Origin of the sequence: Phenylobacterium sp. (assembly GCF_004297125.1) — a bacterium.
GTDB lineage: Bacteria > Pseudomonadota > Alphaproteobacteria > Caulobacterales > Caulobacteraceae > Phenylobacterium.
Genome location: NZ_SCVD01000020.1, coordinates 346368 through 360353 on the forward strand (window position 1 = coordinate 346368; position 13986 = coordinate 360353).

14 protein-coding genes are annotated in these 13986 nt (G+C 70.5%); 11 read left to right on the plus strand and 3 right to left on the minus strand.

Features of this window, described 5'->3' with window-relative positions; all coding sequences use genetic code 11:
* The first annotated feature begins 15 nt into the window (after positions 1-15).
* From ureC to ureG, 4 genes are read left to right on the plus strand one after another with little or no spacing between them, the layout of a single operon-like run.
* Complete coding sequence (gene ureC / locus EPO51_RS12510; RefSeq protein WP_293350910.1) at positions 16-1722, plus strand: urease subunit alpha; 1707 nt, start codon at positions 16-18, stop codon at positions 1720-1722.
* Complete coding sequence (locus EPO51_RS12515) at positions 1722-2183, plus strand: urease accessory protein UreE (RefSeq protein ID WP_293350913.1); 462 nt, start codon at positions 1722-1724, stop codon at positions 2181-2183. Before ureC ends, EPO51_RS12515 begins: the two co-directional genes overlap by 1 nt.
* Positions 2173-2829 (plus strand): urease accessory protein UreF, encoded by a 657-nt coding sequence (locus EPO51_RS12520; RefSeq protein ID WP_293350916.1) that lies wholly within the window; start codon positions 2173-2175, stop codon positions 2827-2829. Before EPO51_RS12515 ends, EPO51_RS12520 begins: the two co-directional genes overlap by 11 nt.
* Complete coding sequence (gene ureG / locus EPO51_RS12525) at positions 2826-3452, plus strand: urease accessory protein UreG (protein ID WP_293350919.1); 627 nt, start codon at positions 2826-2828, stop codon at positions 3450-3452. The genes EPO51_RS12520 and ureG overlap by 4 nt, the downstream gene beginning before the upstream one ends.
* Here the strand turns inward: ureG and alc are convergent.
* Genes alc through puuE form a run of 3 tightly spaced genes read right to left on the minus strand, consistent with a single transcriptional unit; the run spans position 3449 to position 5810 of the window.
* The gene (alc, locus tag EPO51_RS12530) at positions 3449-4438 is read right to left on the minus strand and encodes an allantoicase (RefSeq protein ID WP_293350922.1); all 990 of its coding nucleotides are present in this window, start codon (positions 4436-4438) and stop codon (positions 3449-3451) included. The genes ureG and alc overlap by 4 nt on opposite strands.
* A 9-nt stretch (positions 4439-4447) precedes the next feature.
* Positions 4448-4909, minus strand: a complete 462-nt coding sequence (gene uraD / locus EPO51_RS12535; protein ID WP_293350925.1) for a 2-oxo-4-hydroxy-4-carboxy-5-ureidoimidazoline decarboxylase — start codon at positions 4907-4909, stop codon at positions 4448-4450.
* Positions 4902-5810, minus strand: a complete 909-nt coding sequence (gene puuE / locus EPO51_RS12540) for an allantoinase PuuE (protein WP_293350927.1) — start codon at positions 5808-5810, stop codon at positions 4902-4904. The genes uraD and puuE overlap by 8 nt, the downstream gene beginning before the upstream one ends.
* A gap of 112 nt (positions 5811-5922) precedes the next feature.
* Here puuE and uraH point away from each other — a divergent pair, with 112 nt between their 5' ends.
* The 7 genes from uraH to guaD are packed head-to-tail and all read left to right on the plus strand — an operon-like array spanning position 5923 to position 13957.
* Positions 5923-6264, plus strand: coding sequence for a hydroxyisourate hydrolase (gene uraH, locus EPO51_RS12545; protein WP_293350929.1), 342 nt, complete (start codon positions 5923-5925; stop codon positions 6262-6264).
* 2 nt (positions 6265-6266) lie between these two features.
* A complete protein-coding gene (gene xdhA, locus EPO51_RS12550; protein ID WP_293350932.1) occupies positions 6267-7697 on the plus strand; it encodes a xanthine dehydrogenase small subunit in 1431 nt (476 codons plus the stop codon).
* Positions 7690-10023 carry a xanthine dehydrogenase molybdopterin binding subunit gene (gene xdhB / locus EPO51_RS12555; protein ID WP_293350934.1) on the plus strand — a complete coding sequence of 778 codons (2334 nt, stop codon included), beginning with the start codon at positions 7690-7692 and terminating at the stop codon, positions 10021-10023. Before xdhA ends, xdhB begins: the two co-directional genes overlap by 8 nt.
* Positions 10016-10960 (plus strand): xanthine dehydrogenase accessory protein XdhC, encoded by a 945-nt coding sequence (gene xdhC / locus EPO51_RS12560; RefSeq protein WP_293350936.1) that lies wholly within the window; start codon positions 10016-10018, stop codon positions 10958-10960. Before xdhB ends, xdhC begins: the two co-directional genes overlap by 8 nt.
* Positions 10957-12150 carry a urate hydroxylase PuuD gene (locus EPO51_RS12565; RefSeq protein ID WP_293350938.1) on the plus strand — a complete coding sequence of 398 codons (1194 nt, stop codon included), beginning with the start codon at positions 10957-10959 and terminating at the stop codon, positions 12148-12150. The genes xdhC and EPO51_RS12565 overlap by 4 nt, the downstream gene beginning before the upstream one ends.
* Positions 12147-12638 (plus strand): ureidoglycolate lyase, encoded by a 492-nt coding sequence (locus EPO51_RS12570; protein ID WP_293350941.1) that lies wholly within the window; start codon positions 12147-12149, stop codon positions 12636-12638. The genes EPO51_RS12565 and EPO51_RS12570 overlap by 4 nt, the downstream gene beginning before the upstream one ends.
* Positions 12635-13957, plus strand: coding sequence for a guanine deaminase (guaD, locus tag EPO51_RS12575; RefSeq protein ID WP_293350944.1), 1323 nt, complete (start codon positions 12635-12637; stop codon positions 13955-13957). The genes EPO51_RS12570 and guaD overlap by 4 nt, the downstream gene beginning before the upstream one ends.
* Positions 13958-13986: the final 29 nt, after the last annotated feature.

The window sequence follows — 13986 nt, forward strand, 5'->3', positions numbered from 1 at the left end:
GGCCAGGAACCCCTGATGGCGAGGATTGGGCGCGCCGCCTACGCCGACATGTTCGGCCCCACGGTGGGCGACCGCGTGCGCCTGGCCGACACCGAGCTCTTCATCGAGGTGGAGCGCGACCTCACCACCTATGGTGAGGAGGTGAAGTTCGGCGGTGGCAAGGTGATCCGCGACGGTATGGGCCAGAGCCAGGCGACGCGGGCGTCCGGGGCGGTCGACACCGTCATCACCAACGCCCTGATCGTCGACCACTGGGGCGTCGTGAAGGCCGACGTGGGCCTGCGAGACGGGCGCATCCACGCCATCGGCAAGGCCGGCAACCCCGACGTTCAGTCCGGCGTCACCATCGTCGTCGGCCCGGGCACGGAGGTGATCGCCGGCGAGGGCAAGATCCTCACCGCCGGGGCCATGGACGCCCACATCCACTTCATCTGCCCGCAGCAGATCGAAGAGGCGCTGATGAGCGGGATCACCACCATGCTGGGTGGCGGCACGGGTCCCGCCACCGGCACCAACGCCACCACCTGCACGCCCGGCGCCTGGCACCTGCAGCGGATGATCGAGGCTGCCGAGGCGTTTCCGATGAACATCGGCTTCTCGGGCAAGGGCAATGCCTCGCTTCCGGCGGCCCTCGTCGAGCAGGTGGCGGCCGGCGCCTGCGCGCTCAAGCTCCACGAGGACTGGGGCACGACGCCCGCCGCCATCGACTGCGCCCTCAGCGTCTGCGACGACTACGACGTCCAGTGCATGATCCACACCGACACCCTGAACGAGAGCGGCTTCGTCGAGGACACCGTCGCCGCCTTCAAGGGCCGCACGATCCACGCCTTCCACACCGAGGGCGCGGGCGGCGGGCACGCGCCGGACATCCTGAAGGTGGCGGGGCTTTCGAATGTGATCCCCTCGTCCACCAATCCCACTCGGCCCTACACGCGCAACACCCTGGCCGAGCACCTCGACATGCTCATGGTCTGCCACCACCTGGACCCGTCGATCCCCGAGGACGTGGCCTTCGCCGAGAGCCGTATCCGCAAGGAGACCATCGCCGCCGAGGACATCCTGCACGACCTGGGCGCGCTCTCGATCATCTCGTCCGACAGCCAGGCCATGGGCCGTGTGGGCGAGGTGCTGATCCGAACATGGCAGACTGCCGACAAGATGAAGAAGCAGCGCGGCCCGCTGCCCGGCGACGGCCCGGCCGACAACGCCCGGGTGAAGCGCTATATCGCCAAGTACACGATCAACCCCGCCATCGCCCACGGCATGAGCGCCCACATCGGCAGCGTGGAGGCCGGCAAGCGCGCCGACCTGGTCCTCTGGAACCCGGCCTTCTTCGGAGTGAAGCCCGACCTGGTGATCCTGGGCGGGTCCATCGCCGCAGCGCCCATGGGCGACCCCAACGCCTCGATCCCCACGCCGCAGCCCGTCCACTACCGCCCGATGTTCGCGGCCTACGGGCGGAGCGTCGCCCGCTCGTCCGTCGTCTTCACCTCGAAGCTGGCCATCGAAAGCGGCCTCCCGGAACGGCTGGGGCTCTGGAAGGAGATGGTGGCGGTGGAGAACGTCCGCGGCGGCCTCTCCAAGGCCTCGATGATCCACAACAGCGCCACCCCGGTGATCGAGGTCGATGCCGAGACCTACGAGGTCCACGCCGACGGCGAACTGCTCACCTGCGAGCCGGCCGACGTGCTGCCCTTGGCCCAGAGGTATTTCCTGTTCTGATGACCGCCATCACCGACATCCTGCCCGCCGGCGCCTGGACCGGCGACCCGGCCGACCAGGTCACCCTGGACTACGACGGCCGCCACCGGCGCCGCATCGTGCTCACCGGCGCGTCGGGGGCGGAATATCTGTTGGACCTGGCCGAGGCGACGCACCTCAAGGACGGCGACGGCCTGCAGCTTCCGGGCGGCGGCATCCTGGCCGTGGTGGCCAAGCCTGAGCCGCTGCTGGAGATCACCGCCCATTCGCCGGCCGAACTGATCCGGCTGGCCTGGCACATCGGCAACCGCCACCTGGCCGCCCAGGTGTTCGCCGACCGCATCCTGATCCGCCGCGACCACGTCATCGCCCACATGCTCGAACACCAGGGCGCCCACATCCGCGACGTGGAAGCGGCCTTCGATCCCGAGGGCGGCGCCTATCACGACCACGGAGGGCACGAGCACGGCCATGGCCACTGAAGCCCGCCTCCTGCGCCTGCTCACGTGGCTGTCGCCGGCCTTCCCGGTCGGCGCGTTCGGCTTCTCGCACGGGCTGGAGACCGCGATCCGCGAAGGCGCGGTCGGCGACGTGCGCTCGCTCACCGGCTGGATCGCCGGCCTGCTGGAGCACGGTTCCGGCTGGACCGACGCCGTGCTGGTCAAGGCCGCCTGGACCGCGGTGACCGCCGAGGACCATGCCGCCCTCGACGAGATCGCGGAGTTGGCCGAGGCGATGTCGCCCTCGCTGGAGCGCCGCCGCGAGACCATGGCCCAGGGCGAGGCCTTCCTGACCGCGGTCGCCGCCTGGAACCCGCCGCCGATCATCCGCGCGCCCTACTCCGTGGCCCTGGGCGCGGCGGCCGGCGCGGCCTGCCTGCCGCTGGAGCCAGCCCTGACCGCCTGGCTGCACGCCTTCGCCGCGAACCTGGTCAGCGTGGCGGTGCGCGCCGTGCCGCTGGGCCAGTCGGACGCCCTGCAGGTGATCGCCGCCCTGGAGCCGGTGATCCTGCGCACCGCCTCGCGGGCCGCGGAGTCGACCCTGGACGACCTGGGCTCGGCGACCCTGATGTCCGACATCGCCGCCATGCGGCACGAGACCCTCGACGGAAGGCTGTTCGGATCGTGAGCGGCAACGGACCCTTGCGGGTGGGCGTCGGCGGGCCGGTGGGCTCGGGCAAGACCACTCTGGTCGAGAAGCTGTGCAAGGCCATGCGCGGGCGTTGGTCGATCGCGGTGGTCACCAACGACATCTACACCCAGGAGGACGCCCTGATCCTGAACCGGCTCCAGGCCCTCCCGGAGGACCGGATCCTGGGGGTCGAGACCGGCGGCTGCCCGCACACCGCGATCCGAGAGGACGCCTCGCTGAACCTCGCCGCCATCGCCGACCTGAACCGTCGCCATCCCGACCTGGACGTGATCTTCATTGAGAGCGGCGGCGACAACCTGGCGGCCACATTCAGTCCGGACCTCGCGGACTTGACGCTCTACGTCGTCAGCGTCTGCCAGGGCGAGAAGATCCCCCGCAAAGGCGGCCCGGCCATCACCCGCTCCGACCTGCTGATCATCAACAAGACCGACCTGGCGCCGCATGTGGGCGCCGACCTCGGGGTGATGGACAGCGACGCCCGCCGCCAGCGCGGCGAGCGGCCCTTCGTCTTCACCGACCTGACCCGCCTGCAGGGCGTGGACGAGGTCATCGCCTTCATCGCCAAGGCGGGGGGCTTGCCAGCGAAGCTGGCGGCTTAGCGGACCACCGTCCCCATCATCCGCAGCCGGCTGACGCCGCCGTCGGGGTAGATGTTCAGCCGCACGAACCGGATCGGGCCCAGGTCGGCCAGCTCGGCCCTGAACCTGTGGATGTGGTCGGCCTGCAGTTTCACCTCGGGCAGCAGCACAGGCCAATCCTCGGCCTGGGCGGCGATCTCGTGCGGCGCGCCGTGGGCCCGCCGGGTCGCCTGGATCGAGCAGCGGTCGGGATAGTTGCCCTTGAAGTGGGCGGTGTCCACGACGACCTCGCTCACCTGGCCGAAGGTCCCCAGTTCCAGCACCGCCCAGTCGTGGCCGGGCTCGCGCCGCCGCCGCGTCTCCCAGCCGTCGCCCATGTCGACGCCCCGGCCCGGCGCAGTCAGGTTCTCCACCCGGCCGAAGTGCTCGTCGTTAGCGATGATCCCGCGCCCGCCCCAGCCCATGGCCAGCAGGTCGATGGTCTCGCCCGCCGCCACCTTCGACCACTCGGGATCGACCCGGCCCCAGACCCTCAGGCGGGCCACGCCGCCGTCGGGATAGATGTGCAGGCGCACGTGGGTCGCGGGGGTCGCATGGTCCACCGCGAACCAGGCGCGGTCGTTCCCCTTCAGGTCCAGCCGGGGCGTCACCTTCACCCAGGCCGCATCGTCGCCAGGGACCTTTTCGCCGGAGACGCAGACCTCGACCTCGGCGCCCGGCGGGTAGTTGCCGGTGAAGTGGCGGGTGTCGATCTCGAAGCCGGCGACGATGCCGGGCACGCCCAGCTTCACCACGCACCAATCGTGGCCGGGGGTGCGCTTGCGTCGGCTTTCCCAGCCGTCCATCCACTTGCCGTTGTCGTCGTACTTGCCGGGGATGAACACCGGCTCGGCCGGGTCGATGAGCCGGGCCTTGTCGGCGAAGAAGTCGTCGGTGGCGTAGACCACCTCCGAGCCCAGGCGGGGCTGGGCGAGGTCCACGAACTGGCGGCGAAGGTCATCGAACATGGGCGGTCTCTAGAGCAGCTCGGCCAGCCGGAAGCCGGCGATGCGGTGGATCTGGGCGATGGCGGTCTCGAACTCGGTCTCGGGGTCGTTGGAAAGCCGGGCCTCGAAGGCGGCCAGGATGTCGGCCCGCGTGGCGCCCTTCACCGCGAAGATAAAGGGGAAACCGAAGCGGGCGTTGTAGGCGGCGTTCAGCCGTTGAAACGCCTCGAACTCCTCCGGGCTGCATTGGTCGAGGCCGGCGCCGGCCTGTTCCTTCACCGAGGCGTCGGCCATCCGGGCGCGGCTGGCCAACTCCGGGTGGGCGCGGATCAGCGCCAGCTTCCGCTCGCGGGGCGCCGCGTCGACCACCGCGGCCATGGCGGCGGCCAGCCCGTCGCGGTCGGCCGGCGGATCGGGCCAGACCCCCTGCGCCACCCAGGGCGAGGCCTCGTAGACCGGACCGAATTTCGCGACGAAGTCGGCCTCAGTCATGGGGATGCCGCTCCCGCCAGTGGCGCGCGATCTCGATGCGGCGGGCGAACCACACGTCCTTGTGCTCCAGCGCATAGCGGATGAACCGCTCGAGCCCGGCCATCTTACCCGGACGGCCCACGATCCGGCAGTGCAGGCCGATCGACAGCATCTTCGGACGCTCCTCGCCCTCGGCGTAGAGCACGTCGAAGGCGTCCTTCAGGTAGGAGTAGAACTGCTCGCCGGTGTTCAGCCCCGTGCCGGAGAAGCGCATGTCGTTGGCCTCCAGCGTGTAGGGCACGATCAGGTGCCGCCGCCGCCCGACCTCGGTCCAGAACGGCAGATCGTCGGAATAGTCGTCGGCGTCGTAGAGGAACCCGCCGTCTTCGGCGACCAGGCGGCGCGTGTTGGGGCTGGTGCGGCCGGTGTACCATCCCAGCGGCCGCTCGCCGGTCAGGCGCTTGTGGATGTCGATGGCGCGCGCCATGTGCTCGCGCTCCAGCCGCTCGGCGACGTCCTGGTAGTTGATCCAGCGCCAGCCGTGGCTGGCGACTTCGTGGCCGGCCTCCAGCATGGCGTCGACCACGTCGGGATTGCGCTCCATCGCCATGGCGACGCCGAACACCGTCACCGGTGTCTTGTAGCGGTCGAACAGGCGCAGCAGCCGCCACACCCCGGCCCGGCTGCCGTATTCGTAGATCTGCTCCATGCTCATGTGCCGCGCGTTCGGGATCGCGGCGGGATTGATCATGTCCGAGAGGAAGGCCTCCGAGGCGGCATCGCCGTGCAGGACGCAGTTTTCGCCGCCCTCCTCGTAGTTCAGCACCATCTGGATCGCGATCCGGGCGCCGCCGGGCCAGTCGGCGTGGGGCGGGTCCTTGCCGTAGCCGATGAGGTCGCGAGGGTAGCTGGGTTCGGGCATGGCTGACCGCTTAGCAGGCTTGGCTGAGGACGCACCGTCGCAATCCTGCGCCACGGTTGCAATTCCAGGTCTCAGGGCGGATTCTGGGCGGCTGGATCACGGAGTCCCTTGCTTGAGCGGCCTGACGACCCACGTCCTCGACACCATGCACGGCCGGCCGGCCGCGGGCGTCAGCCTGCGCCTGTCGCGCGGCGGCGAGCCGGTGGCGGCGGCGATCACCAACCAGGACGGCCGCGTGGACCAGCCCCTGCTGACCGGCGCCGAGCTGCTGGTCGGCCGCTATCGGCTGGAGTTCGACATCGGGGAATACTACCGCGACATGGGCGTGGTCCTTCCGGACCCGGCGTTCCTGGACGTGGTGGTCATCGACTTCGGGATCGCCGACGTGGGCTCGCACTATCATGTGCCACTGCTGGTCAGTCCGTTCGGCTATTCCACCTACCGGGGCAGCTAGAGGTGGGGCGTCCGATCCGCTTCCTGCTCGACGGCGAGGTCCGCGAGCTGTCGGACATCGATCCGACGCTCACGGTGCTGAACCTGCTCCGCTATCACCTGCGCCGCACCGGCACGAAGGAGGGCTGCGCCGAGGGCGATTGCGGCGCCTGCACCGTCGTGTTGGGAGAGCTGGAGGCGGGCCGCGTCCGCTTCCGCGCCGTGAACGCCTGCATCCTGTTCGCCCCGATGCTGGACGGCCGAGCCCTGTTCACGGTCGAAAGCCTGGGCCGCGAGGGCGCCCTGCACCCGGTGCAGCAGGCCATGGTCGATCTGCACGGCAGCCAGTGCGGCTTCTGCACGCCTGGGTTCGTGATGAGCCTCTACGCCGTCCAGCGCGAGGGCGCCCCGACCGACACGGCCAGCCTGAAGGACGCGCTGGCGGGGAACCTCTGCCGCTGCACCGGCTACGGCCCGATCCTGGCGGCTGGCCAGGCTATGGGCGAGGCGCCGGCCGCAGATATCGCGCAGGCGCTCGCCGCGATCCAGCCGGCCGAGGGCCTGGTGCTCGAGCACAGGGGCCGGCGGTTCTTCGCCCCCCGTTCGGCCGACGAGCTGGCCGGCGTGCTGGAGGCCCACCCCGACGCCACGGTCCTGGCCGGCGGCACTGATGTGGGCCTGTGGGTGACCAAGCAGCAGCGGGCGCTGCCGACCGTCGTGTCGCTGAACGACTGCGCCGACCTCCGCTACATCGAGGACCTCGGCGACGCCCTCCGGATCGGCGCGGCCGTCCGCTACGCCGACGCGCACCCGGTGCTGGCGAAGCTGAGCCCGGAGTTCGACGGACTGCTGCGGCGGCTGGGCGGTCTGCAGGTCCGGAACCTCGGCACCGTCTGCGGCAACCTCGCCAACGGCTCGCCCATCGGCGACATGCCGCCCGCCCTGATCGCGGCCGGCGCGACGCTGGTGCTGCGCAAGGGCGCTGTCCGGCGGGAGATGCCGCTGGAGGCCTTCTTCCTGGCCTACGGCAAGCAGGACCGGCGGCCGGGCGAGTTCGTCGAGGCGGTGATCGTCCCGAAGATCGCAGCGGGCCGGATCTTCAAGATCGCCAAGCTTTCCAAGCGCTTCGACCAGGATATTTCGGCCGCCTGCCTCGGCCTGTCCATCGGCGTCGAGGCCGGCCGTGTGACGGACGCCCGCATCGCCTTCGGCGGCATGGCGGCCACGCCGAAGCGGGCTACCGCCTGCGAGGGCGCCCTTTCCGGCCAGCCCTGGACACGGGAGACGGTCGAGGCGGCCGTCGCGGCCCTGGCCCAGGACTTCACGCCGATCGCCGACATGCGCGCCTCCGCCGCTTACCGACTGGAAGCGGCGCAGAACATGATCCGCCGTGCCTACCTCGAAAGCGGCGGCGCGGCGCGCGTCCTCGACGCCGAGGCGGTGGCCTATGGCTGACTCAGGCGGCGCCACGCGCCTGCTCCCCGTCCTGCACGCGCCCATCGGCCATGACAGCGCCCCGCGCCACGTCAGCGGCGAGGCGCTCTACATCGACGACATCCCCGAGCCGCCCGGCCTGCTGCACCTCTACGTCGGGCAGGCCGCGCGGGCCCATGCGCGGGTGACCAGGCTGGACCTGACGGCCGCCCGCGCCGCGCCGGGCGTCGTGGCCGTGCTGACCCCCGCCGACGTGCCGGGCAAGAACGACATCAGCCCCTTCGCCGGCGACGATCCTCTGTTCGCCACGGACGAGGTGAAGTTCCTGGGCCAGGCCCTGTTCTGTGTCGCCGCCGAGACCCTGCCCAAGGCCCGCGCCGCCGCGGCTCTGGCGATCGTCGAATACGAAGACTTGCCGCCGCTGCTGACAGCCGACGCCGCCGTCGCCGCCGGCTCGTTCATCGAACCCACCCAGACCATGAGGCTGGGCGACGCCCGCGCCGCCATCGCCGCCGCCCCGCACAGCCTCTCGGGCCACCTGCAGGTCGGCGGGCAGGAGCACTTCTACCTCGAGGGCCAGGTCGCCCTGGCCGTGCCCGGCGAGGGCCGGGACCTGCACGTCTGGACCTCCACCCAGCACCCGACCGAAACCCAGCACATCCTGGCCCGCGTGCTGGGCTGCGCCGACGTGGACGTCACCGTCGAGGTGCGCCGGATGGGCGGCGGCTTCGGCGGCAAGGAGACCCAGTCGGTGCAGTGGGCGGCCATGGCCGCGCTGACCGCGAAGCTGACGCGCCGGCCGGCCAAGATCCGCCTCGACCGCGACGACGACATGGTCATGACCGGCAAGCGGCACGACTTCGAGATCGACTGGCGCGTCGGCTTCGACGGCGACGGCAAGCTCAAAGGCGCCGCCTTCGAATTCGCCTCGCGCTGCGGCTTCTCGGCCGATCTCAGCCACGCGATCAACGACCGGGCGATGTTCCACGCCGACAACGCCTATGCCCTGCAGACGGCCGAGATCGTCAGCCACCGGGCGCGCACGCACACCGTCTCCAACACCGCCTTCCGCGGCTTCGGCGGCCCGCAGGGGATGATGGCCATCGAGCGGGCGCTGGACGCCGTGGCGCTGTCACTCGGCAAGGACCCGCTGGATGTGCGCCTGGCCAACCTCTACGGCGTCTCCGGCGACCTGACGCCCTATGGGCAGACCGTCACCGACGCCGTGGCCCGCGAGATCATGACCGAGCTGGAGGCCAGTTCGGACTACCGCGCCCGCCGCGCCGCCATCGCGAAATGGAACGCCGCCAACGGTCACCTGAAGCGGGGCATCTCCCTGACGCCGGTGAAGTTCGGCATCTCCTTCACTACCACCTACCTGAACCAGGCCGGCGCCCTGGTGCATGTCTACACCGACGGTTCGATCCACCTGAACCACGGCGGGACCGAGATGGGCCAGGGGCTGAACATCAAGGTCGCCCAGGTCGCCGCCGACGCCTTCCAGGTCCCGCTGGACGCGGTGAAGATCACCTCGACGCGCACCGACAAGGTCCCCAACACCTCGGCCACCGCCGCCTCGTCCGGCAGCGACCTGAACGGCATGGCGGCGCTGAACGCCTGCGAGCAGATCAAGGCGAGATTATCCGCTTGGTCGATTGAGAATTATGGACATTCTCCGGTCTTCACCCGCGACGGCGTCCGCATGGGCGCCGAGCTGCTGAGCTTCAGGGATTTCGTCCACGAGGCCTATGTGGCCCGCGTCTCGCTGTCGGCGGCCGGCTTCTACAAGACCCCGGACATCCACTACGACCGCATCCACCACAAGGGCCGGCCGTTCTATTACTTCGCCTACGGCGCCGCCTGCTCGGAGGTCGTGATCGACACCCTGACCGGCGAGAACAAGGTCGTCCGCGTGGACATCCTCCACGACGTCGGCCGCTCGCTGAACCCGGCGATCGACCTGGGCCAGATCGAGGGCGGCTTCATCCAGGGCATGGGCTGGCTGACCACCGAGGAGCTGGTGTTCAACGACGCCGGCGCCTTACGCACCCACGCCCCGTCCACCTACAAGATCCCCACCGCCGGCGACCGGCCGGACGTGTTCAACATGGCCATCTGGCAGCCCGGCGAGAACCGCGAGAACACCATCCACCGCTCCAAGGCCGTGGGCGAGCCGCCGCTGATGCTGGCCATCTCGGTGTTCTCGGCCCTCACCGACGCGGTCGCCAGCGTCGGCGGCCACAAGGTGATGCCGAACCTCGACGCGCCGGCCACGCCGGAACGTATCCTGGCCGCGTGCAACGACGTGCGGCGCCAATCTGCTCTCTTGGGGTCTGCTCATGCCTGAGTGGATCGGCGAAGCCCTCGCGTCCGCCCGGCGCGGCGAGGCCCTCGCCATGGTGACCATCGTGGGCGCCCAGGGCTCGACACCCCGCGAGATGGGAGCACGGATGCTGGTGTGGCCCGACCGGTTCACCGGCACCATCGGCGGCGGCTCGCTGGAGCGCCAGGGCCTGGACCAGGCCCGCCGGCTGCTGGGCCAAACCTCCCGTCGCCACGCGCTCCAGGACTATCCGCTGGGCCCGCTGCTGGGCCAATGCTGCGGCGGCCATGTGCGCTTGCTGGTCGAGCGGGTGGACGGCGAGAGCCTCGACTGGTTGGAACCGGCCGCCGCCGCGCGCGAACCCTTCGCCCTGACCGCCACCTTCGAGGGCGGCGGGATGAGGCGCGCCGTCGAAGCCGAGGCGCCGCCGACCGACGGCCCTCGCGTCCCGATTCCGGAGGTCCGCCGCGTGTCCGAGACGATCCGCCCCGCCCTGCCCCGGCTGGTGATGTTCGGCGCCGGCCACGTGGCCCAGGCGGTGGCCCGCGCCTTCGCCCCCCTGCCCTTCCACCTGGACTGGCTGGCCAGCCGCGAGGACCTGCGGCCCGAGGCCAGCGGAACCCGCGCCGCGATCCTCAGCGAGGACGAGCTGGTCGAAGCCGTCGAGGCCGCGCCGGCCGACACGCTGTTCGCCATCTTCACCCACAGCCACGACCTGGACTACCGGCTGACCCGGGCCGTCCTGGCGCGCGGCGACTTCCGCTACCTCGGCCTGATCGGCTCCCGCACCAAGCGGGTGCGGTTTGAGCGGCGCCTGCGCGACGACGGCGCGACCGACGCCGACCTGGCCCGCCTCACCTGCCCGATCGGCATCGCCGAGCTGAAGAGCAAGGCGCCGACCGTGATCGCCGTCGCCCTCGCCGCGGAACTCCTGAAACTGACCGAAGACCCCGCCGAATGATGGCCGAGATCGAAGCCTGGGCGAACCTGGCGATCCGCTGGCTGCACCTGGTCGCCGGCATCGCCTGGATCGGATCGTCGTTCTATTTCATGTGGTTGGACAGCCATCTGAAGCCGCCCAAGGTCCCGCGCGGCGGGGGCGTGGCCGGCGAGCTGTGGAGCGTCCACTCCGGCGGCTTCTACCACCAGATGAAGTTCATGGTGGCCCCCGCCGACATGCCGGAGGAGCTGCACTGGTTCAAATGGGAGGCCTACACCACCTGGATCTCGGGCTTCCTGCTGCTCAGCCTGATCTTCTACGTCGGCGCCGACCTCAACCTTATCGACAAGGCCAAGCTCGACCTGGCGACTTGGCAGGCCATCGCGCTGGGTCTCGGCAGCTTGGTCGCCGGCTGGCTGGTCTACGACGGCCTCTGCCGCTCGCCCATCGGCCAGAACCTGAAGCTTTTCAGCGTCGTCTGGTTCGCAGTTCTCACGGCCGCCGGCTACGGCCTGACCCGGATCTTCTCCGACCTGGGCGCCTTCATGCACGTGGGCGCGATCGTCGGGACGGTGATGGCGGCCAACGTCTTCCTGATCATCATCCCGAACCAGCGCAAGGTGGTGGCCCAGGTGCTGGCCGGCCAGGCGCCCGACCCGGCGCTGGGCAAGCAGGCCAAGCAGCGCAGCGTCCACAACAACTACATGACCCTGCCGGTGCTGTTCATCATGATCAGCAACCACTACCCGATGATCTTCGCCGCCCCGCTGAACTGGCTGTGGCTGGCGGGACTGGGGATCGCCGGCTGGGCGATCCGGCACTTCTTCAACCTAAGGAACGCCGGGCGCATGGAGCCGCAGGTCCTGGTCTACGGCGCCCTGGTCTTCGTCACCGTGGCCGTCCTGAACGAGAGCGCGCGGCCCAAGCCGCCGACCGTAGCCGAGGTCCCGGCCTATGCCGTAGTCCGGGCCATCGTCGACAAGCATTGCATCGCCTGCCACGCCGCCCATCCGACGCACCGCGGCGTGCCGGTCGCGCCAAACGGCACGATGTTCGACACCGATGCCGGCCTGCAGCAGCACGCCGAGAAGATCTACACCCGCGCGGTCGCCACCCAGTCCATGCCGCTGGGCAACGAGACCCACATGACCGAGACCGAACGGGCTCAGCTCGGCGCCTGGATCAAGGCCGGCGCGAAGGTGGGGTCGTGAGGAGCCTCACGCCAGAACCTCTCACCGCCGACGCCTTCGCGCCGTTTGGCGACGTGATCGAGGCGTCCGACCGGGCCGAGGTGATGCCGATCAACTACGGCTGGACCACCCGCTTCAACGCCCTCGCGGACGTGGCCGTCGGCGACGGGCGGGCGATCATCAGCATCTTCCGCTCCAAGCCGCTGACGCCGCCGGTGCTGAAGATCTTCGAGCGCCACCCGCTGGGCAGCCAGGCCTTCGTGCCGATGCAGGGCCGTCCGTTCCTGGTGGCCGTGGCGCCGCCGGGAGACTTCGATGCGGCGGCGGTCCGCGTCTTCCGCGCCGAGGCGAGCCAGGGCGTGAACTACGCCAAGGGGACCTGGCACCACTTCCTGCTGGCCCTTGAGGTGCAGAGCGATTTCCTGGTCGTCGACCGCGAAGGCGGCTCGGGCGAGAACCTGGACGAGGTTGAACTGGCCGAGGCCGACTGGATCGCCGTCGCGCCATGAGCCGCCAGGCCTACCGCGCCGCCCTGCTCCACATGCTGGACGACCCGTCGCGCGTCCCGGCGGCGGAGGCCCACGCCTACCACCCCGACGGCCTGCTGGTGGTCGAGGACGGCCACGTCGCGGCGTTCGGGGCCTTCGCCGACCTCGCCCCGACCCTGCCTGAGGACGCGACCGTCACCGAGCTTCCCGGCCGGCTGATCACCCCCGGCTTCGTGGACGCCCACGTCCATTATCCGCAGGTGGACGTGATCGCCGCCTGGGGAACACAGCTCCTGGACTGGCTGCACACCCACACCTTCCCCGCCGAGATGGCCTTCGCCGACCGGGCGCATGCGGATGCGGTGGCCCAGGTGTTCCTGGACCAGCTGCTGGCCAACGGGACCACCAGCGCGCTCGCCTTCTGCACCGTCCACAAGACCTCGGCCGAGGCGCTGTTCGAGGCGGCGCTGGACCGCAACATGCGCCTGATCGCCGGCAAGGTGCTCATGGACCGCGAGGCGCCCGCCGGCCTGACCGACACCGTCGACGGCGGCCGCGAGGACACCGAGGCCCTGATCCGCGCCTGGCGGGGCCGCGGCCGCCTGGGCTACGCCGTGACCCCACGGTTCGCCGTGACCTCCACCGACGCCCAGCTCGCCATGGCGGGTGAGGTGCTGGCGGCTCATCCCGACGTCCTGCTCCACACCCACATGTCGGAGAACCGCGCCGAGATCGCGCGGGTGGGCGAGCTGTTCCCCTGGGCGCGCGACTACCTGGACGTCTACGACCGCTTCGGCCTGGTGGGTCCGAGGTCGGTGTTCGCCCACTGCGTCCACTGCGACGAGGGAGTCATGGGGCGGATGGCCAAGGCCGGCGCCTCGGCCGCCTTCTGCCCGTCGTCGAACCTGCTGCTGGGCAGCGGCCTGTTCAGCCTGAAGCGGGCCTGCGCCTGCGGGATGAACACGGCGCTCGGCACCGACATCGGCGGCGGCGGCAGCTTCTCCCTGCTCCACATGATGGGCGAGGCCTACAAGGTGGGCCAGCTCCAGGGCGACAACCTGGACCCGCTGCACGCCTTCTATCTGGGCACGCTGGCCGGCGCCCGTGCGCTGCGCATCGACGGCCGGGTGGGCAACCTCCTGCCCGGCAAGGAGGCCGACTTCGTGGTCCTGGACCTGGCGGCCACGCCGCTGCTGGCCCGTCGTACGGCCCGCACAAGGACCCTGGCCGAGACCCTGTTCGTGCTCGCCGTGCTGGCAGACGACCGCGTGGTGGAGCGTACCTACCTGATGGGTCGGCTGGCGCACGAACGAGGGCTTGCGGCGCAGCCCGCGGCCTGACGACTATGGCCCCGCTATTTCCGGGGGTC

What these genes read in the sequence shown, in the direction of transcription:
- ureC (WP_293350910.1), top strand. Translation starts at nt 16, where the DNA reads ATGGCGAGGATTGGGCGCGCCGCCTACGCCGACATGTTCGGCCCCACG.
- EPO51_RS12515 (WP_293350913.1), top strand. Translation starts at nt 1,722, where the DNA reads ATGACCGCCATCACCGACATCCTGCCCGCCGGCGCCTGGACCGGCGAC.
- EPO51_RS12520 (WP_293350916.1), top strand. Translation starts at nt 2,173, where the DNA reads ATGGCCACTGAAGCCCGCCTCCTGCGCCTGCTCACGTGGCTGTCGCCG.
- alc (WP_293350922.1), bottom strand. Translation starts at nt 4,438, where the DNA reads ATGTTCGATGACCTTCGCCGCCAGTTCGTGGACCTCGCCCAGCCCCGC.
- uraD (WP_293350925.1), bottom strand. Translation starts at nt 4,909, where the DNA reads ATGACTGAGGCCGACTTCGTCGCGAAATTCGGTCCGGTCTACGAGGCC.
- puuE (WP_293350927.1), bottom strand. Translation starts at nt 5,810, where the DNA reads ATGCCCGAACCCAGCTACCCTCGCGACCTCATCGGCTACGGCAAGGAC.
- xdhB (WP_293350934.1), top strand. Translation starts at nt 7,690, where the DNA reads ATGGCTGACTCAGGCGGCGCCACGCGCCTGCTCCCCGTCCTGCACGCG.
- xdhC (WP_293350936.1), top strand. Translation starts at nt 10,016, where the DNA reads ATGCCTGAGTGGATCGGCGAAGCCCTCGCGTCCGCCCGGCGCGGCGAG.
- EPO51_RS12565 (WP_293350938.1), top strand. Translation starts at nt 10,957, where the DNA reads ATGATGGCCGAGATCGAAGCCTGGGCGAACCTGGCGATCCGCTGGCTG.
- guaD (WP_293350944.1), top strand. Translation starts at nt 12,635, where the DNA reads ATGAGCCGCCAGGCCTACCGCGCCGCCCTGCTCCACATGCTGGACGAC.